We start from the raw sequence: 19,196 nt of genomic DNA, 5'->3' as shown, positions 1-19,196 counted from the left end.
CGTTCAGGATATTGATGCACGTCCGCCTGGCACTGGCCCGCGACGGTACAGCAGAAACGACATTTTTAGCCGTTCTTGCCCGTCGGGGCAAATGCACGGCTAGCTCCGACGCACCCGTTCGACCAGCTCAGGCGGCGCCCCGATGCCCACCACCACCACCTCCCCAAGCCACCGCCGAGCCTCCGCGACGTCAAACCCCGTCTTCCTGGCCACGAACGTCGCTGTCACATCCGCCCGCACGCACGCCTCCGCCGCCTCACCGGTCTGACAGTCCAGGCCCGACGGCACGTCCACCGCCAGCACCGTCGGCCCGCTCATCGCGTTCAGCAGTCGAATCGCCGTCGCCTGCGGCTCCCGCACCTCGCCCGCGAAGCCCGTGCCCAGCAGCGCGTCCACCACCGCGTCGGCCTCGGCCCAACGATCCGCCGCGGCTTCGATGGCCCCGGCATCCGCCAGCTGCTCGATCGGCAGACCCATGCGCTGACAGATCGCGTGGTTCGTTGCCGCGTCGCCGGTGAGCTTCGCCGGGTCTTTCAGGGCGTAGAGGGTCACGCCGTGGCCGTGGTTGTGCAGGTGGCGGGCCATGGCATAGCCGTCGCCTGCATTGTTACCCCCGCCGCAGAGAATCGCGGCCTTCGCACGTCGGCCGAGCCGGGCTCGCAGCTCGGCCGCAGCGCCCGCCGCCGCGTTCTCCATCAGCACAATGCCGGGAATGCCCAGCGACTCGATCGCCAGGCGGTCCAATTCCCGAACCTGGTCGCGCGTCAGCGGGCCGATGTTGGTATGCTGGTCCATGGAAGGCCTCCCACATCTTTGTAGTTTCAGCCGGACCCGGATGATATGCGAATCGACCTTCGCAACGAGCAACGAGATCGGCTATTCACCGTGTATGTCGATCTGGAAGATCCGCCAGCGGTCGTACGCCCGCCCAACGCAGTCGGCGGGTCTAAAGCGCATCTCGACTGGGACCGCGCCCTCGACGACGAGCGACACCTCCGCCGCTGCCCGGTGTGTGGCTGCCCGGATCTTTTCCTACGCAAGCAAATGCCGCAAGTCACCGGTTTCGTGCTGATCATCCTCGCGGCGGTGGTCGCCATGGTGCTGCTGGGCATCGGCGAAGTCGGACTCGCAGTGCTCATCCTCGTGCTGGTCGGGGCGGTCGATGTGGCGATCTACTTCTTCACCCGCCGTGTGCTGGTCTGCTACCGCTGCCGAAGCGAATTCTCCGGCATGCCCATGAGCCGACGACATGGCAAGTGGGAAAAAACCACCGGCGAAAAGTACCCCCCGCCACGACCAAGAACCACTCCCCCGCCACCTGCCTCCGACGAAGCCGACGCGGAAACACACGAAACGCTGTCACGCTGAGTCCCCCGCCCCGTCCGCCTCCCGTTTCAACAGCACAACCACGTGACACGCGATCGCCCGGTTTTCGCCCAGCGCGTCGACCTTCTCATGCGTCTTGCCCTTGAGGTTGACCTGCTCCACGGCACAGCCGAGCAACTCAGCGAGGTTTTCACGAATCGCCATTTTGTGGGGCCCAAGCTTCGGTCGTTGGAGAATCACCGTCACATCCAGATTGCCGATCGCATACCCCGCATCGCGCATCCGCTTCGCAGCTTCCTCAACAAAGATGCGCGAATCCGCCCCCTTCCACTCGGCGTCGGTATCCGGAAACAACTGGCCGATATCTTCCTGCCCCAGCGCCCCGAGCACCGCGTCCGTCACCGCGTGATACACGACATCGCCATCGGAATGCGCCGCGCAGCCGCGATCATGCGCCAGCTGTTCGCCGCCGACGATCAGCGGCAAGTCGGGCTCGAGGCGATGCAGGTCAAAGCCGTGGCCGATGCGGTATTTCATGGACAGTTCGATCCCGGCGGCATCGCCATTACTTCAGCCCGTACTCTTTCAACTTCCGATACAGCGTCCGCTCGCCGATGCCGAGCATCTTCGCCGCGGCTTCGCGGTTGCCGTGGTTGATGCGCAGGGCGTTGCGGATGGCCCGCTTCTCAATCTGCTCCAGGTTCATCGTACTCGGGTCAGGCAGCAACCCTGCCACCTGCGGCGATTCGCTGCCGCGAAGGTCGGGCGGCAAATGCCTCGGCTCGATCCGATCACCCTCGGCAATCACCAGCATGTTCTGCACCGCGTTCATGAGCTGACGCACATTGCCCGGCCACGGCGCCTGCATCAGCGTCATCATCACATCCTCCGCCACCTCCGGCGGGCCCGCGGGCTCGCGGTCCATCTCCTTGCTGAACTTAAGCACGTAATGACGCACCAGCATCGGAATGTCATCGCGACGTTCGCGCAGCGGCGGCAGCTTCAACTCCGCCCCGGCAATGCGAAAATAAAGGTCCTCGCGAAACTTGCCTTCCTTCACCAACGCTTTGAGGTCGTGGTTCGTCGCGGAGATCAGACGCACGTCCACGTGTCGCGTCGCATTGGCGCCCAGGCGAACGACCTCGCCACTTTCCAGCACGCGCAGCAGCTTCGCCTGCATGGTCAGCGGCATGTCGCCGACTTCATCGAGGAAAAGCGTGCCGCCGTGGGCGTATTCGAATCGACCTTCGCGATCTCGCTCCGCGCCGGTGAACGCACCGCGCACGTGGCCGAACAGTTCGTCTTCGAGGATTGACTCACTCAAGCCAGCACAGTTCAGCGGGACGAACTGTTTCTTGGCGCGCTTGGAGTTGTTGTGGATCGCCTGGGCGACCAGTTCCTTGCCCGTGCCCGACTCGCCGGTGATGAGCACGGGGATGGGGCTTGGCGCGACCTGCTTCATGCGCGTGATGAGCTGGCGCATCGGTTGGCTGTTGCCGATGATGCCTTCAAAGCCATATTGCTCGTCGAGGCGTTCGCGCAGTTGTGTGTTTTCACCGCGCAGCCCGACTGCCTGGATCGCGTGGGTGCACAACGTGCGGAACACGTCGAGGTCGAGCGGCTTTTCAATGAAGTCGTAGGCACCGCCCTTGATGGCCGCCTTGGCGGTGGGCACGTCGCCGTGGGCGGTGACGAGCACGGTCTCGGCATTGGGTTGGTGCTGACGCGCGGTGGCGAGCACTTCCATGCCGTCGCGTTCGGTGTCCATGACCAGGTCGGTGACGACCAAATCGAACTGGCCATGCGTCAGCTCATCCTTCGCGGCGTCGAGGTCGTGCACCAGCGTGCAGACGTGTCCCATGCGTCGCAAAGCCTCGGCCATGACCTCGGCATGATCGGGCTCGTCGTCGACGACGAGCACCTGCGCAGTGATGTTGTCCTGATTTTGGTCAGCCATAATGCATGAAGATATTCGGGCCCCGTTACGTCGCGGTCAAGCGCACACCGTTGCCGTTCGCCGCAAACGCAGTAAAGCGCGATCCGCGTCCTGCCCCTAATCTTAATCTTAATCCTGGTTCGTGCTGCTGGCCCGCATGTCGATCAGGCACGGAGCACGCTCCGCTTCGCTTCGCGGCTGAGGTTTACTCCATCGACTCGCCGCCGACGGAGATGTCGCCTTCTTCGATCTCCAGTTCGTCGGCCGTCTGAATCTTGTCAACCTGACCGTCCTTGATCCAGAGCACGCGATCGGAGTTGGCGAGCATCTTGTGGTCGTGCGTTGCGGTGATGATCGTCACGCCTTCCTTGGAGGAAAGATCCTTGAGGATGGTGATGATCTCCCCGCCGGTGTTCAGGTCGAGGTTGGCGGTCGGTTCGTCCGCCAGGATGATGGTTGGATCGTTGACCAGCGCGCGGGCGATAGCAACACGCTGCTGTTGGCCACCGGACAATTCGTCAGGCCGATGGTCGAGGCGGTGAGCCAGGCCCACCTGTTCCAGACGTTTCGCGGCCGCCTCCTCCGCCTGCTTCGGCGGCTCGCCGGTGAAAATGCGCGGCAGCGCGACGTTCCGCAGCGCGGTCAGCGAGGGGATGAGATTGTAAGCCTGGAAGATATAGCCGATGTACGTGCAACGGACGAACGCGAGTTGGCGAGATGAAAGCTTCGTCAGGTCCAGCGGGCCGATGGCCACGTTGCCTTCGCTCGGCCGGTCCAGTGCGCCGACGATGTTGAACAGTGTCGACTTGCCAGATCCCGACGGCCCCATGATCGAGAGGTACTCCGAGCGGAAGATCTCGAGGCTGACGTTGTTCAGCGCGTAGACCTTCTGCTTCTTGAGGTTGTAGATCTTCGACACGCCGTTGACGGTAATCAGCCGATCGCCGCGGTTGATGGTGTTGAGGTTGCTGGTGTCGAGTTGGGTCATGGAGTGTCCGATTTCTAATTTTTAATGGCTGATTGCTTATCAGCCTGCCGTCGATTTCAATCAGCAATCAGCCATTAGCGATCAGCGATTAATAAGGCAGCTCAAACACACTCTTGGCGAGGAACGTAAAGCCGATGCCCAGCGTCGCGACAAGGCCCATGCCACACGAAAAGCCGGCCGCGACAACGGGGATGTACTGTCGCCACATCAGCCCGAGCTTTTTCTGGAAGTAGTATCGGCCGATGAGTGCCCCAATGAACTGGGGGATGACCGCGAACGGCAGGGTCTGCCCGAGGCCGCGGACAATGCCGTAGACCAGGAACACTGGCGCGCCGATCCAGTTAAACGCGGCGAACGTCGCCCCGCCAATCACCAAGCCCCAGAGGATGTACGACGTGTTGAACGCCTGCTCGAATTCGGTAAACCCGCCGAGCGTGGAGCTGAAGACGATCGATTGCTGAGCAGCGGTCACTTCCCACCATTCCTGAGCGTAGAGATACGTCGGGCCGGGGATCGGCCCCATCCGCCAGATGAAGTGCGCGAACGCCAGCGAGCCGATGAGCACGATAGGCGTCAGGAGAATTTCGCTCTTCCAGATCGACCAGAATTTCGTGCCCGTCAGTTCGCATGAGCGGTAGAACACCGCCATCGTGCTGTAGTTGTGCTGCGGCACGGGGAGGAACCAGACCGCCACGCCGTGATAGCCGGAGAGGATGAAACTCGCCTCGCGAACGAAGGGGATGTTGATCACCTCGCCGGCGATACCTTCAAGTCGTGTGGTGACGTAACTGATCAACGGGGTGTAAATCATGGAGTAGAAAACCATGACGGCGAACACGCCCCAATGCCACCCCTGCCCATGCTCATCAGTGATCCACAGCAGCCACATCGACACGCCGATGTACATAGCGGTAACGATGAAGTAGGTCAGGAAGATGAACCATGTGCGGATATCGCCTCGGCCTTCGGGCACGGCGTAGAGTTCGCTTTCCATGTCCGTGCCGCCAAGCTGCCGTTCCTTGCGGATGCGTGCCAGACTCCATGCCACCGACCAGATGCCCGCAACCGCGATCGCCATGCCAATGCCGATCGAGAAGCTGAAGTAGAAGTCGATGTTGTTCTTGTAGAACGTCTCCTGCATGTTGTCGCCGGGGCTCCACTGCGTGAGCGTGCCGCCGTCGTACGTGCCCAGCACGGGAATCCAGTCGGGCAGCCAGTGCGCAGTGCCCGCGTAGAGAACGGGGTTGAGCACGAACGTCACCAGCAGGCCGACGAAGCTGCCAACCATCGCCCAGAACGGCAGCACCATGCCCATGATGACCTGTCCAAGGTCGATTGCCAGCGCGACCGCGACGGCAGGCAGGAGGTTGGCGGTGTCGGCGGTGTAGTCGATGAACGGGATGGGGATGATGGTGATTGGCTCGCCGAGCAGCGCGCCGGTGACGGTCGGCAGGCCCAGGTAGACCAGGCCGAACGCCAGGCCAATAACCGCCCCGATGGAAAAGACGCGCCATCGCCACCTGCCCGCAGCGTCGCCGCCGGCCTCGCCTGCGGCTTCGTCTTCGTCGGTATGCTCCGTGTCGTCAAGCTGCACGGAACGCGACTCTTCCTCCTGCTCTTCGGAAAGGGCCATGATCCCCTGCGCCTGCACCGGCGCCATGGGGAAGGGCAATTTTTCCAGGTCGCTTGTCAGGCGAAACAGCCCGTAGCCGAGCACCATGTTGTCGATTCGGCCGATGAGCATGGTGAACGAGACCAGCCCGAGCGCGGGCAACCATTCCCACATCAGCATGTTCCGCTGATCGAGCACCTCCGGGTCGCTGGGCGCGACCCAGTCGGGAATATGCTCGGTGATGCCCGCTGCCGCTGCGGCGCTGGACTGCACGTAGAACTGCGACCAGATGGCGTGCATGCCGCCGTGGAACCCGCCCTGCACGGCCGACGCGGCAGCCATCACCCCGCCGGACAGATAGAAGAGCGTGAAAATCTCGGCCTTGCGCAGCGACTTGTTGGCGCGCCGGGCCACCTCGATGAAGAGGATGACCGTCACCCACTGCGCAGCGGTGCTCACCGTACCCACGCCGGCGATCAGCGTCATGTAGATCGCGCCGGGCACCATCAGCAGCGCGACGAAGATCGCGCCGAAGAACGCCGCCCATGTAAACCCGTCCTCGAACTTCGAGGGCGGCGTCATCAGCGAGCGAAACTCTTCCAGCTCGCGGTCTACTCGTTTCGGCTTGGCCTGCTTGCTCATTCCACCGTCCGTTCAGGGATTGCTTTAACCGACAGGTCATGAATCGAAAACAACATCGCGTCACCCGCATACGCGAGCAAAACGAGAAGCTACATCAAAGGCGAACCTTGCCCCGACTGCGATCCCGCGGAAGACGCTTCTTCACGCTGCGCGACCGCCTCGGCGTCGACATCTTCCAACGCCGTCATCGTCTGCATCCGGTACTGCTCGATCATTTCGTTGCTCAACGTACGCCAGAGCAGGAACTGCTTGCGAAGGTCCGCCATGAACACTCGATTGGCGCGAATCCAGTCGCCGCGCGCCCCGCTGAGGCGGTCGGCGTCAATGGCGACCTCGTCCACGCCCTCGATGTCCGAGGGCTTGGCAGCCAGCTTCATGTGCTGCGTCACACCCAGATCGAACGGCGCCAGCGCCAGTTCGGCGGACAGTTGCAGGTTGCCATCGGCATCTCGGCCGATGGATACGTTGCTCGCCGCAAAGCTGCCCAGGCCCGCGTCGTCGTGTCGTCGGAAGTGCTCCGCCAGAAAGCTGACGACGCCCGTGATGTCATAGGCCGACACGGTGAAGGGGAACACCAGGTGCAGATGATCGCCCTCGGGCTGAGGCATCCGCCACGCACGGGCGAGGCCGGGGTTGGCGCTCTTGCTCGCACGCATGGCAGGATAGATCGCCGAGATCAGCACGGTCGCCATCACCACGCCGATGGCGAACATCGCGTTGGTTGAAGAATAATTGATGGACTCGGTCATCGTGATGATGCCCGCGTTATGCAGCCAACCGAGCACGAGCGCCACCACCTGCGCGAGCAGCTGTCCGCCCATCCCGCCGACCACGGCGTACACCGCTGCTTCCGCGAAGAACAACACGCCCACGTGCTGCGGCGAAAGGCCCAGCGCGCTGAAGGTGTAGATTTCCTTCTCGCGGTCGCTGATCGAGCCAAGCAGCGTGCCGAAGATGATCAGCCCGCCCAGCAGCACGGGCACGAGCAGCGCGATGCCGCCGGTGACTTCCGTGAGCACAGTGAGGATCATGCGTTCCACGCCGTCAGGCCCCGCCGCCCAGACGGGCATCACCAGCATCTGCGCAAGCTCGCGCCCCTTCGCGAGCGTGTCATCCTGCTCGTCGGGGTAGAGGGTGACCATGTGCAGTTCGCCACCCATGCGCCGCACCGTCCGGTCGGCGGCAATGGCGACCTGATCGGCACTGAGATGCACGAAGTCGCGGTCGACTTCGTCAGCCATGATCAGCTCTTCTTCTTCCGCTTCCTCCGCGCCCATGGCTGCGGCGGTATCCTGAAAATCCACTGGCAGGACGGAGTGCCCATCGAGATGTCGCAGCCGTTGCAGCGTAGCGCCCTGGAACGCGCCGGCAAACCGCACACGTTCACCATCAACCAGAACGGTATCGCCCACCTCCAGGTCGAGCAGTTCCTCGTAAACGCGCGGCAGGTACACGCCGCCGTTGGCGAGGTTCGACTTGACTTCGTCCATGTCCGCGTCATCGCCGAACACCGCCGCCAGCGCGGGCCAACGGTCCAGCTCTTCCAGCGACAGGCCCATGATGGCACTGAGACTCAGCGCTTCGCCATCCCGCGGCCGGGCGATTTGAAGCGTGGCGCCGCTGCCATCCGAGCGCATTCGCCACCAGTGGCCTGCGGCGTAGCCGGTCTCGCCCGTCTGCCCCGCCATCAGACGAAGCGTGCCGCGCGGCAGTTCGGAGTAGTCGAGATGGCGCATCAGTACGCCGGCGGGCATGGTTTCGCCAACCGGCCCCTGGTAAACGGTTCGCACGCCGACCGTCCGGCTGAAGCTGGCGAAGCCGAGGATCGTGAACGTGAGCATCACCACCGTGACCGCGGTCAGGAACGTTCGCGTCGGGCGGCGGCGCATCGTGCTCATGCCCATGCCCACCGCGGCAAGCATCGTGCCCATCCGCGACACTTCCACATCATGCAGGCCGACGCGATGGCCTTGAATCGCTTTGAGTTCCAGGCGGAACTTGCGCACCAGAATGTAAATCACGATGCTCGAAAGCAGGATGATCGCAAAGGCAAGAAAGATGATGACCGGCGTCGCAGCGATAGCGAAACCCGGGTGCATGAAATACAGCATGCCGAATGTCACCAGAAAGATCACCGTAAACCCGCTGATCCGCCCGTAGACGCTGGTCGCGCACACCAGCAGACGTTCCATCGCGAACGCGAAGGGAATCGCCAGCAACAGCAGCATGACAATCGCGTGCACCAGGTCGTCCATCGCCTGGCGTAACGGGGTATATACCTTCTGGAACAGAGCCGCTGCCTGCTGATGCGCCGCTTCGCGTTCGCGTACAGACTCGGCCTGCTCTGCCCGGTCGCGGGCTCGCGTGCCGGCGGCCTGCAACGACTCAAGGTCCGCCTGTGTCACGCCACGGTCACGCAATTGCCGCAGACGATACTCATTGAGCATCTCCAGGTCCGTGGTCCGCCGCGGGCTCAACCAGACCGGCCGTTGGAAAAATCCCGATGCGGAAAGTCCTACGCCGCTATCGTTGTCATCGTCGATCCCCAGCACAACCGGGCCCAACGGTTGAAAAAGTTTGATCCGGTCGTCGAACTCCTGGTCCGCCACAAAGAAGAACGTGTGTGGGGCGAGTTGCCCCCACAGGCTCTGAATGTCGCGCAGCGCCGCGTCCGTACTCGCCTTGAGCACGTGAAGCTGCTGCGGGCGGATGCGAAACCCGCCGAACTCCGAAATTGCGTACCCCCGGCCGAGGAACATCGTCACCTGCATCGTCGCGCTGGCATCCTGGAGCAGACTCGCCATCGACGACACGGCCCGCATCTTGCCTTGCTCGTCGAACGTCGCGCCCAGCGCCAGGAGACTTGTAAACTGATCGTTGCGAGCAGTCACCAGCCGAAACCGCCCGTTCTCATCCGTCGCTTCATACATCACCGGCTCGAACGACGGTACGGCCATGGCCTCGGCCATGCTGGTCCACGACGCGGCTCCGGTCGCGGCCGCGCTGGGCCAGATCGCCAGCATCGCCCCGCTCGCCGGTCGGTCTTCCGCCAGACCGCCGACCACTTGCAGCCGGGCATAATCGCCCGTCGGCCGACCGTTGCTCCACCCCGGCAGCTTGAGACGATATTCCGAGCGAAACACGCGGGACAGCGAAATCGCTTCACGGTTGGCGGCGGCATGCAGCAGTGCGGTCGCTTCGGTCGCCTGCCCGCGCAGCCGTGCCCAGTCCAGCGCATCAACCGTGTCGGCCGGGTGGCCGTCACGCAGTCGGCCGTCGTGCCCGGTCATCATTGAAAAGTTGTAGATGCGGTGAATGCCGGCGATCGCACCGCTATGAACGAACGGCCGCGGCGCGAAGCTCATGCCCAGCGTCGGGTCGCGCATCAGTCGATCATCCACCGCGATGGGCTGGTCCAACCGATCGCGTGCATCACGCAGCGCGGCGAGCACTCGGCCGTAGTAGCCCGGGTTGTCCGCCGAAGCGCTCGGTGCCGTGTGACGATGCAGGCGCGTCGTCCAGTCTCCCACCACCGGCCCCCACACGCCGCTGCCGTCGGCCAAGTCATAACTGACATGCGCCACGATCCACGGATCCGCCAGCGCCGAACGAATCGCATCCCGCTGCTCGTCAATCCGAATCAGCGTGACAAGCTCCGTTAACCGACGCTCGAACCGTCCGCTTGCTCGCGCTTGCAGCCGATCGAAAATTTCAACGAAAAGCTGGGCTTCGGCCTGGGCATGTTGCCGCTGCTCTGTGTTCCAGCGCTGGGCCTCGTCCGACTCGAAACGCCCCGCCGCGTACGCCTGCTGATCGGCGGCAAACGCTGCCAGTGCATTGCGGTGCAACGCCCGCCGAATTTCGTCCCATCGCAGTGATGCCACGTGCAACTGTTCCACCTGCTCAAGCAACGGCTGAACCTGGTCGAGCAACGCCTGCGCCCGCGGGTTGTCCACTGGCTCGTCCGTTTCCGGATCAACGCCCATCGCCTCCAACTCGGCCTGCATCGGCCGAGCTTTCAGCCGCAACTGCCGCAGTTCGTGAACAATGTCGACCCGCGCAAAGTTCGCCTCATCCTGCAACGCCTGCGACAGCCGATGACCTTCCGAACCCGTCGGCGTGAACTGCAACCCCTCCTCATCCAGCCGTGACGCCATCGCCCGTACGAACCGTTGCTCGTCCAAGTGCTGCTGGTTCAGGTTCGTGTGCTCTCGGTCAGTGATCGTCAGCGCGGTATAGACCTCGCGAGCGCCCTGGTGATAGCGAGCCTGGTTATCCAGGAACATCAGGATCACATCGCGCCGCGGCGGATCGTTGACCAGACCTTCAGCCGCTTCCAGCAACGCTGCAATGTTCGCCGCCGACCGCGCCGCCGGGCTGCGCGTCGGCACGACACCAAAGCTGTCGTAGTGCACCGCGAGCACGATCGCTTCGTCATCATTCCGGCCGGCGATGAAGCCCGGGTCCGTGCCGGGGATGCGGGCGATGATGTTCCGCCCGAGTTGGCGCTGCCACGTCACATGGCTGTGCACCACCGCCTCGTCGTGGTCCGCCGTCAGGTCGATGCCCACCTCGGCCAGGTCGTCAACGTGGGCGTACAACCGAACGAAGTTGGCAGGCAGGCCGGTATGCTTAGGCTGGATCGGCGTCGCACCATCGCCGTGATCGAGAAAGATCACCGCCTGCGCGCCCAGCGCGAACGCTACCGCCCAGTTGTCATGGCTCCCATAATCGAGCACGACGATCGCCCCGTCCGGCGAGCGCGTGCCGTAACTGCCAATCTCACCATCGCCCACATACATCACGCGCCCGCTGAGCCCTTCCGCGGGCGTAACAGGGTTCGCGATGATGTTCGGGCGGATGGGTGAAAGCGGCACACGCTGACCACCGACGATCAGCTCGCAATGCTCGACCTGCGTCTGCCAGACCGGCATCTCCAACGGCAGCACCTGCTCAATGCCGATCTGCGCCAGCCGCTGTTCGATATACGTCGCCGCCGCGCGACCTTCCTCCGTGCCGGAGAGTCGATGCGGGTGCTGCGTCAGCGCTTCAAGGTCGGCCTGAAACTGGTCGGCGTGCACGCCAGCCACCGGCAACAACGCCACCAACAGCCAGGCAAGGAGCAATGAGACGTACGATTTCGAATCTCGAACTCGGTCAGATCGGGTGTGGATACAACTCATTCGTCTTCGCCTCCGATACGGCCGAGCTTGATGGTCAGGTCCTTGCGTTCTTCCACGCGCTCAACTCGGCCGTCGCGAATCCACATAATGCGGTCGCAGATGTTCAGCAGCCGGTGATCGTGGGTCGAGCAGACGACGGTGACGCCGCGCTCCTTGTTGATCTTCTGAAGAATCTCGAGAATTGCCTGCCCCGTTTTCAGGTCGAGGTTGGCGGTGGGTTCGTCCGCCAGCAGGATGCGTGGCTTGTTACACATGGACCGGGCAATGGCTACGCGCTGCTGCTGGCCGCCGGACATCTCGATCGGCCGATGGTCCCACCGGTCGGCCAGGCCGACCAGCCCCAGCAACTCCATCCCCCGCGCCCGCGCATCCTCCGGCGTCACGCCCGCGAAGGCCATCGGCACCGTGACGTTCTCCAGGGCGGTCATGTAGCGGATCAGGTTGTACTGCTGGAAGATGTAGCCGATCTTGCGACAGCGCAGGAACGCGAGTTCCGTCGCCGAGAGTTGCGCGACGTCCACCTCGTCGATGAGGATGCGCCCCTTCGAAGGCGAGTCCAACGCGCCGATCATGTTGAAGTACGTGCTCTTGCCCGATCCCGACGGGCCCATGACAGCGATGAACTCGCTGCGATGAATCGTTGAGTCCACCCCACGCAATGCGTACGTCGCCGCTTCCCCTTCGCCGTACCGCTTCTCAAGATCGAGCGTGCGGATGATGACGGCCTTTTTATCCGATTTCGGATTGGGGGGTTCGGATTTCGAATTTGCCGGAGGGCTTTCCGCCGTCATCGGATTCCTGCCTTTCGCAAACACACCGCGACTACTGACTCACGCCTCGATCACAACTCGAAACACCAAATCCGAAATTCCAAATTCGAAATCCGGCACACTACTCCACCCGCATCGCTTCCATCGGCGCCAGCCGCGCCGCGACCCACGACGGGCCGATCGCCGCCACCGCCGCCAACCCGATACCCACACTCAACGCCAGCAGTGTCGCCATCGCCACATCGGTCAACACCGCGAACCCGCTGGTCACCAGCAGGCCGTATTCCGCCAATCCGCGCAGCGCCGCGAGCAGGATGCCAAGCACCACACCCACCAATCCGCCGACGAGCCCCTGGATAACCGCTTCGAAGACAAACATCTTCATCACGAAACCGTCCATCGCGCCGAGGCACTTCATGGTCGCGATTTCGGTGAAGCGTTCCGTGACTGACATCAACATCGCATTGGCAACGCCGACCACACAAACCATAAAAGACAGCGAAATCAGATACAGCGTCCGCGGCGGCAAACCGAACAACACGCCTGAGTCCTCCGGCGCTTCCTCACCCACGATGCGCTCGAGCTGACGCTCCCGGCGGTACTCGTTGCTCAACTCAAGCACACGATCACCCGACAGCCGAGCCGGTGCGCCCGCCTCGGCAAGCACGCCGGCGAACCAGTCGGCCCGCCGCTGGCTGCTGAGATACTGCATGAGACTATCGAAGCTCACCTCGGTCGGCGCTTCGTTGGTCTGCCGCGCCACCGCGGCGCGAACCGTGCTGTCGGTAATCCGGGACGTGATCTGCTCGATGTCGTCCATCTGCTGAGCGAACGTGCGAATCTCCGCAAGCCGCTCATAATCAACCGCGAAGCCCGCCCCCTGCAACACCTCCACAAAATCATCCGGCGGGTCGGCGAACAACTCGCGCGGCGAACGCTGCGGATACGCTTCGCGCACTGCCTCAATCGCCTCGACGTGCCCCGCTTGCAGCCGCTCGATCACCCCCAACAGCCACGGCCGACCTTCGCGAACCAACTCGGCAAAGGCCCGCACATCACCCAGCGGCGGCGATACGCGAAGCTCCTCGATCCGTGCCACGAAACGATCGAAGCGATCTTCGTCACGCAGGCGATCCAGCAGACCTCGGGGCTCGACGTCGCCGATCAACGGCAATCGCTGCGTCAACGGCATGTCCATGAAATGCTGGTTCGTCGCACGAATCTGCCGGGCAACCTCGCGTGCCCGGTCCAACTCCTCAGCGGACAACGACGCCCACCGCTGATACTCCGCGTGCCGATCCGCATTGTCACCTGCGAGCCCCCGCTCCGCTGCCTGTCGGCTATCCATCGCCGCGAGACGGGTGATCCGCTCGCCTAGCTGCCGACTCTGTCGCAACTCGTCGTAAGCGTCCCGTTCCGTCTCGTGACCAATAATGCCATACGCAAGCATGTGTACCAGGAACGCCACCGCCAGCGCTAGAATCGATACCGTCACCAGCGAGCGAAACAACCGGTACGACATCCCTGACAACGCCAGTTGCAGGCACCGCACGGCACCGAGTTTCACCTGGTTGCGAGCTTCAATCGGCTTCAAGAAACAACCTCCGAGAACGGGGCTCTGAAATTACAACTCAGCGATCAATTGTCAGACGCTGTGACCTGGCCCGGGCCCGCCGACGGCTGCCCGCTGTCTTGCTCAGGCAACACCAGCGCGACCAGATTCCGCTCCAGCAGCGACCGTAGAAATTGCGTCACAGCCAGCCGTGCATCATGGAAACGCACATTGTACTTGTTTGCGAAACGTTCGATGATCTGCTCCGTCGTCCGCCGACCATTACACGATCGCCAGACCTCCTGCCCCACCGCATCCAGCGCGATTCGTCGCTCTTCCCGAAATGGAAATACCCAACTTAACGGCGGCCCCATCCACCATGTCTGACGAAGCGGCACGATCAGTTCCATCGCCTTGCCATGCTGCCGCGCCTTAACCGCCTGGTTCACCACCGGGATCGCGTCCAGCAACATTTCGTTGGTCATCCGCGGCGGACGCTGACTCATGGCGTGATCTCCCGACAGCATGACACCGTAAAGTCTTCCGGATCCACGTCCGCCCGCTGCGGACTGAACGTCGTCACCTGGTACACCGCGTCCTCTCGGTCGCAATGCCACACCAGATCCCGCCGACGACGCAGCTTTCCCGTCAGCCGCTCCCAACGCGTGCCGACCTCATCCGACGTCGAAAGCGTCGCGGCATGTCGGCCCAGTTGCATCGGACGATGGTCAAACACCAGATTCAGGTCGGCGGTCTGCAACATCCGCTCCGCACCTTTGTACCACGCCTGCGCCATCGCCATCCGCCGAACCCGCGACTCCCGGCGATCGTATCGGTCCCGCTCCACGTCGTAACCCATGAAACGCAGACTCACGTTCATCGGCTTCACCGTCGCCTGACGAAGCCGATACCCGCTCGGCGTGGTCAGATTCACGTCAAACGCCTGCCACTGCTGAGCGTCCTCCGGCCGACAGACCACCTCCAGATTCCCCAGCACCTCGCTGACCAACAAACGCTCTGCTGGATCTTCCCGATCAACCAGCATCGCCGTCTCGATCAGTCGATACGTCAACGGATCAAAACGCGCGGCTCGTACGAGCATACCACCCTTGTCCACATGCCGTCCCACGCCCTGCCAAGGCTCAGGCAGGTCCAATGACTCAAACACCGCGTTCGAATCCCGATCCGTCTGCTGCGACCGATAGTCGGCGATCAAATGATTCACATCCGGCTTCGTCGGCCAGTCGCTCCAGATCACCTGCAAACGCTGCCGACGACGATCCACCAACGCCAGACTGCCCTTGGCCAAACCCAAGCTGTGGCGAACGACCTGCCAGGACGCCGGCAGCAGCAACCGCACGCCCATCCACTCGACAATCTGTTGCTTCTCTGCCAGTTTCACATTCACTCAGAAATTACCGGACCAGACTTCGGCTGCCAACGCACGCGAGTACCGGGGCCGACAAACAGCTACATGCCACCGCACCACGGGCCACGAATCACCTAACCCTCAATACAAACCGCCCGGCCTTCGCGTGCCCGCAACCAGTGCATCATGGCAGATCTCGATGCCGTCGCCGCTTGCTTGTCGTAAACTCCGGAAACGCACGAAAGCTGCGATACAACACGCCGCCGGAATCGAAAGCTGACGAGATAAATGTTTAACCGATTTGCCTGCAGTCGTCTACCCGCACCACCCCGCCTCCCCCCCAAACCAAACCACGCACAGCAAAGCGTTGCGATGTGCAACAATTGGCAATCAGCAATTAGCGATCACGAATCTCTCCCCACAAGTTCCAGGTAGGCCAGGTATTCAATGTTGCCCCCCTTACCCCCGCGAATCGGCGACATGACATGCCCCCGCGACCGCACACCCATTGTTGGCATCGCCTCAAGCACTTCGCCCAGCACCCGCTCCGCCGCCGCTTCGTCCAGCACGCCGCCACGGCCCCCCCGCCCCCCGCCACGCGAGCCCATCGCCTGTCCACTCGCCTCGTAGTGCGGCTTGATCAAACTCACAATCTCACCCGTGGCATTCGCATCCGCCTCACGACGCAACCACCGCATCGCCGCCGGCACCGCTCGTGCCTGCACCGTCCACCCAAGGTCCAGCACCACCAGGTCACACCCCTGAAAACCCGCTACCTCGGCCCACGGGTCGAAGTGCAGCGCGTTCGTCCGCTCGCGCACATCCACCCGCTCATCCTGCCGCAGTTTCCAGGCAAGTTCGCCGTAGGCCGTATCCACCGCGTACACCCGCGCCGCCCCTCGCTGCAGCAGGCAATCCGTAAATCCACCCGTCGAGCAGCCCAGGTCCGCACACACATACCCCGTCGGATCAATGCCGAAGGCATCCAGCGCCGCCGCCAGCTTCAACCCGCCGCGCGACACGTACGGGCACGTTTCGTCCGCCATCACCGCTCCCCGCGCAAGCAAAAGCCCGGGCACGACGCCCGGGCTGCTTGTCGAACATGCAACTCTCAACCGGCCCTCATGCAGCACACTCGTGCCGACACGATCGCCAATCAAAAGTCGCAAATCAAAAATTCGATTTTACGCACTGAACGAGCTGCCACAACCACACGAGCTCGTTGCATTCGGGTTGTTAAACACGAAGCCACGCCCCATCACCTCGTCCTTGAAATCGATGGTCGTGCCATTGAGATAAAGGTAGCTCTTGGGGTCGCAGACCACCGTAATGCCACCCTCTTTAAACTGCTCGTCGTTCTCACGGCTCTGCTCAGTCAGGTCCAGCAGATACGAAAAACCCGAGCAGCCCCCGCCCTTCACGCCCACGCGAAGGCAGATCGTTTCTGCATCCAGCTCCTGCTGTTCGATAATCGTCTTAATTTCCCGCGCTGCCGATTCAGTCAGCTTGATGGCCATCGTAAAGGCTCCGTCTTCTAAAGTACTGCGTGTGTGTATCGTCAATCGATCGGCTACCCGCTTCAGCGGGCAGCCGTGGCACCATTGTAGGCTCTGTACCGTCAGGCGAACAATCACCTCGTCGGCAACCGCCCACGAATCAGTCCAGTCCGCGCAGCGGCACGATCGTCTCGCCCGCGCCGCTATCGCTGTCCCGCAACAGTTCCGCCAGCGTCATCCGCTGAAAAAAACCGTCCAACCGCTTTCGCAACGCCCCGACGACCGTCTCGCCCGCAACAGGCGCATCGGCCTCAGTCGGCTCACCAGCATCGACGTCACCCTCCGCGACCGCTCCCACCACATCCAGCAGGCTCACCGCCGTCGGCTCCGCCGCCAGCTCATACCCCCCGCCCGAGCCACGCGTCGACCGCAACAGCCCCGCCGACGCCAACTGCTTCAGCACGTTCATCAGGACAGGCACCGGCAGGTCAAACGCCTCGCCGATCTCCCGCGCACTGACCGGGCCAGCGTCGCTCGCCCGCTGACGCGCCAGATACACCGCCGCGATCAATGCATAATCCGCTTTTCGCGTCAGACTCAGCATGCAGCCTGCCTTCCCGCCCGCATAGCACTCGGCCGGCGGACATGCTGCCAATATTAGGACCGAATTGGTACGGTTTCAACTCACACCACCCATCTGCCGCCCCGCAGCAGCCACCATCCCCTAGAATGCCCTCGGCGTCCGTCCCGCCCACGTTAAGGAGTCCGCTATGGAACGCCCTGCCGCGTTTCGATTCACGCAAGGCCTCTACTATCTCGCCCTGGGCACATGGTTCGGCGCGCTGGTCATGCTCGCGATCGCCGCCGCCATCACCTTCCGTACCCTCGAAGAGCATGCTTTCGTGCTCCAGACCGGTCTCCTGCATGCCGCGGGCGTCGAGCCCGACCACGCTGCCGACGCGCCACGCATCTTTGCCGGCGAGGTCGTCGGCCAGATCATCCAAGGCCTCACCTGGCTCCAGGCCATCTGCGCCCTCGTCGCCATCGCCTGCCTCCTCCTCCAAACCACCCTCTTCCGCCGCCGCCTCGCAAACGCCGGCCGATCGCGCGCCAACCTCCTGCGAACCCTGCTCGTCGTCGGCCCCGCCCTCGTCCTCCTGCTCAACGTCTTCTGGATCAACCCCAACGTCTGGCAGTCCCGCGAAGCCATGTACGATCCCGCCCGCACCGAAACCCAGCGCATCGAGGCCCGTCTCATCTTCGACCACCACCACCGCCTCAGCGAGCGCACCACCGGCGGCGCTGCTCTCATGCTCGCCGTCGCTGTGCTCATTTCCCCCTTCGCCTTCCGCGTCACCCCCGCCCCTGCCCTCATCGAACGCCCCTTGCCCCCCGACCAACGAAAAAACGCCACCGACTACGAATAACCTTCCCCCATAAAGCCCACGGATATAGCGCAGCGAATCCGTGGGGCACCACCACCTAAAACCACCCCAAATGAAAACGCCCCCCGCACCAACCCCCATCCCTCTCGCCGAAAAACGCCGCGCGGGCCGCGTCTACCGCAAGCTCGAAAAAACCTATCCCCACGCCACCTGCGCCCTGAAGCATCGCAACGCCTTCGAACTGCTCGTCGCCACCATCCTCTCCGCCCAATGCACAGACGAGCGGGTGAACATGACCACCCCCGCACTTTTTGAAAAGTACCCCACCCCCGCCGCGCTCGCCGCATCCAAGCCGGCCGACGTTGAAAAGCTCATCCGCTCCACCGGCTTCTATCGCAACAAAGCCAAGTCCATCCGTGGCGCCGCCCAAACCATCGTCGACCACCACGCCGGCGAAGTGCCCGACACCATGGACGAACTGCTCAAACTCCCCGGCGTCGCCCGCAAGACCGCCAACGTCGTCCTCGGCAACGCCTTCAACCAAAACGTCGGCGTCGTCGTTGACACACACGTCACCCGCCTGAGCAACCGCCTCGGCTTCACCACACACAAAGACGCGAAAAAAATCGAACGCGACCTCATGCCTCTCTTCCCCCGAAAAAACTGGACCATGCTCAGCCACCTGCTCATCTTCCACGGCCGCGCGATCTGCAAAGCCCGAAAACCCAAATGCGAATCATGCCCGCTCCTCAAAGACTGCCCTCAAATCGGCGTCCCCACCTGACCCGCCACCCCCCCCCCCCGCACCCGCGTAAAGCCAATCCGCAAGGCCTGCCCAACCGTACAACCCACTCCAGCCGCAACCCGAATCAACCGATGTAAACCATACGCCGCGCCCCACCAAGGCACGGCCGCTATAACCTTGCGCGAAACGAAC

At 63.0% G+C, this 19,196-nt stretch carries 16 protein-coding genes; 3 read left to right on the top strand and 13 right to left on the bottom strand.

The genetic code is table 11. The features are described 5' to 3' along the window. Nucleotides 1-99: 99 nt before the first annotated feature. The gene (locus ACERK3_19290; protein MFA9480419.1) at nucleotides 100-795 is read right to left on the bottom strand and encodes an NAD(P)H-hydrate epimerase; all 696 of its coding nucleotides are present in this window, start codon (nucleotides 793-795) and stop codon (nucleotides 100-102) included. Nucleotides 796-840: 45 nt separating this feature from the next. Here ACERK3_19290 and ACERK3_19285 point away from each other — a divergent pair, with 45 nt between their 5' ends. Then, nucleotides 841-1,368 carry a hypothetical protein gene (locus tag ACERK3_19285; protein ID MFA9480418.1) on the top strand — a complete coding sequence of 176 codons (528 nt, stop codon included), beginning with the start codon at nucleotides 841-843 and terminating at the stop codon, nucleotides 1,366-1,368. On the opposite strand, the gene ispF is transcribed toward ACERK3_19285, so the two are convergent. From ispF to ACERK3_19225, 12 genes are all read right to left on the bottom strand, one after another. After that, nucleotides 1,360-1,863 carry a 2-C-methyl-D-erythritol 2,4-cyclodiphosphate synthase gene (gene ispF / locus ACERK3_19280; GenBank protein ID MFA9480417.1) on the bottom strand — a complete coding sequence of 168 codons (504 nt, stop codon included), beginning with the start codon at nucleotides 1,861-1,863 and terminating at the stop codon, nucleotides 1,360-1,362. The two genes, ACERK3_19285 and ispF, sit on opposite strands and share 9 nt — an antisense overlap. A gap of 28 nt (nucleotides 1,864-1,891) precedes the next feature. Then, nucleotides 1,892-3,283 carry a sigma-54-dependent transcriptional regulator gene (locus ACERK3_19275; GenBank protein MFA9480416.1) on the bottom strand — a complete coding sequence of 464 codons (1,392 nt, stop codon included), beginning with the start codon at nucleotides 3,281-3,283 and terminating at the stop codon, nucleotides 1,892-1,894. A 184-nt stretch (nucleotides 3,284-3,467) separates the two neighbouring features. Beyond that, nucleotides 3,468-4,250 carry an ABC transporter ATP-binding protein gene (locus ACERK3_19270; protein MFA9480415.1) on the bottom strand — a complete coding sequence of 261 codons (783 nt, stop codon included), beginning with the start codon at nucleotides 4,248-4,250 and terminating at the stop codon, nucleotides 3,468-3,470. An 88-nt stretch (nucleotides 4,251-4,338) separates the two neighbouring features. Next, nucleotides 4,339-6,504 carry a peptide transporter gene (locus tag ACERK3_19265; protein MFA9480414.1) on the bottom strand — a complete coding sequence of 722 codons (2,166 nt, stop codon included), beginning with the start codon at nucleotides 6,502-6,504 and terminating at the stop codon, nucleotides 4,339-4,341. Nucleotides 6,505-6,593: 89 nt separating this feature from the next. Beyond that, complete coding sequence (locus ACERK3_19260) at nucleotides 6,594-11,630, bottom strand: FtsX-like permease family protein (protein MFA9480413.1); 5,037 nt, start codon at nucleotides 11,628-11,630, stop codon at nucleotides 6,594-6,596. 53 nt (nucleotides 11,631-11,683) lie between these two features. Further along, nucleotides 11,684-12,478, bottom strand: a complete 795-nt coding sequence (locus tag ACERK3_19255) for an ABC transporter ATP-binding protein (protein MFA9480412.1) — start codon at nucleotides 12,476-12,478, stop codon at nucleotides 11,684-11,686. A 100-nt stretch (nucleotides 12,479-12,578) separates the two neighbouring features. Next, nucleotides 12,579-14,051, bottom strand: coding sequence for an ABC transporter permease (locus tag ACERK3_19250; GenBank protein ID MFA9480411.1), 1,473 nt, complete (start codon nucleotides 14,049-14,051; stop codon nucleotides 12,579-12,581). A gap of 44 nt (nucleotides 14,052-14,095) precedes the next feature. Beyond that, nucleotides 14,096-14,515: a PqqD family protein gene (locus ACERK3_19245; GenBank protein MFA9480410.1), complete on the bottom strand. Its 420-nt coding sequence runs from the start codon at nucleotides 14,513-14,515 to the stop codon at nucleotides 14,096-14,098. Further along, on the bottom strand, nucleotides 14,512-15,417 hold the full coding sequence (locus ACERK3_19240) for a hypothetical protein (protein MFA9480409.1): 906 nt from the start codon (nucleotides 15,415-15,417) through the stop codon (nucleotides 14,512-14,514). The genes ACERK3_19245 and ACERK3_19240 overlap by 4 nt, the downstream gene beginning before the upstream one ends. 365 nt (nucleotides 15,418-15,782) lie before the next feature. Beyond that, on the bottom strand, nucleotides 15,783-16,424 hold the full coding sequence (locus ACERK3_19235; protein ID MFA9480408.1) for an SAM-dependent methyltransferase: 642 nt from the start codon (nucleotides 16,422-16,424) through the stop codon (nucleotides 15,783-15,785). A 138-nt stretch (nucleotides 16,425-16,562) separates the two neighbouring features. Next, a complete protein-coding gene (gene erpA / locus ACERK3_19230) occupies nucleotides 16,563-16,895 on the bottom strand; it encodes an iron-sulfur cluster insertion protein ErpA (protein ID MFA9480407.1) in 333 nt (110 codons plus the stop codon). A 139-nt stretch (nucleotides 16,896-17,034) separates the two neighbouring features. Beyond that, nucleotides 17,035-17,478, bottom strand: coding sequence for an Rrf2 family transcriptional regulator (locus ACERK3_19225; GenBank protein MFA9480406.1), 444 nt, complete (start codon nucleotides 17,476-17,478; stop codon nucleotides 17,035-17,037). A 166-nt stretch (nucleotides 17,479-17,644) separates the two neighbouring features. On the opposite strand from ACERK3_19225, the gene ACERK3_19220 reads away from it, so the two are divergent. After that, nucleotides 17,645-18,301, top strand: a complete 657-nt coding sequence (locus ACERK3_19220; GenBank protein MFA9480405.1) for a DUF4149 domain-containing protein — start codon at nucleotides 17,645-17,647, stop codon at nucleotides 18,299-18,301. A gap of 70 nt (nucleotides 18,302-18,371) precedes the next feature. Further along, nucleotides 18,372-19,043 carry an endonuclease III gene (nth, locus tag ACERK3_19215; GenBank protein MFA9480404.1) on the top strand — a complete coding sequence of 224 codons (672 nt, stop codon included), beginning with the start codon at nucleotides 18,372-18,374 and terminating at the stop codon, nucleotides 19,041-19,043. Nucleotides 19,044-19,196 lie beyond the last annotated feature (153 nt).

Source organism: Phycisphaerales bacterium AB-hyl4 (assembly GCA_041821185.1).
Taxonomy (GTDB): domain Bacteria; phylum Planctomycetota; class Phycisphaerae; order Phycisphaerales; family Phycisphaeraceae; genus Natronomicrosphaera; species Natronomicrosphaera hydrolytica.
The sequence above is the reverse complement of the archived record's forward strand: the minus strand, read 5'-3'. Positions and strand labels throughout refer to the sequence as shown.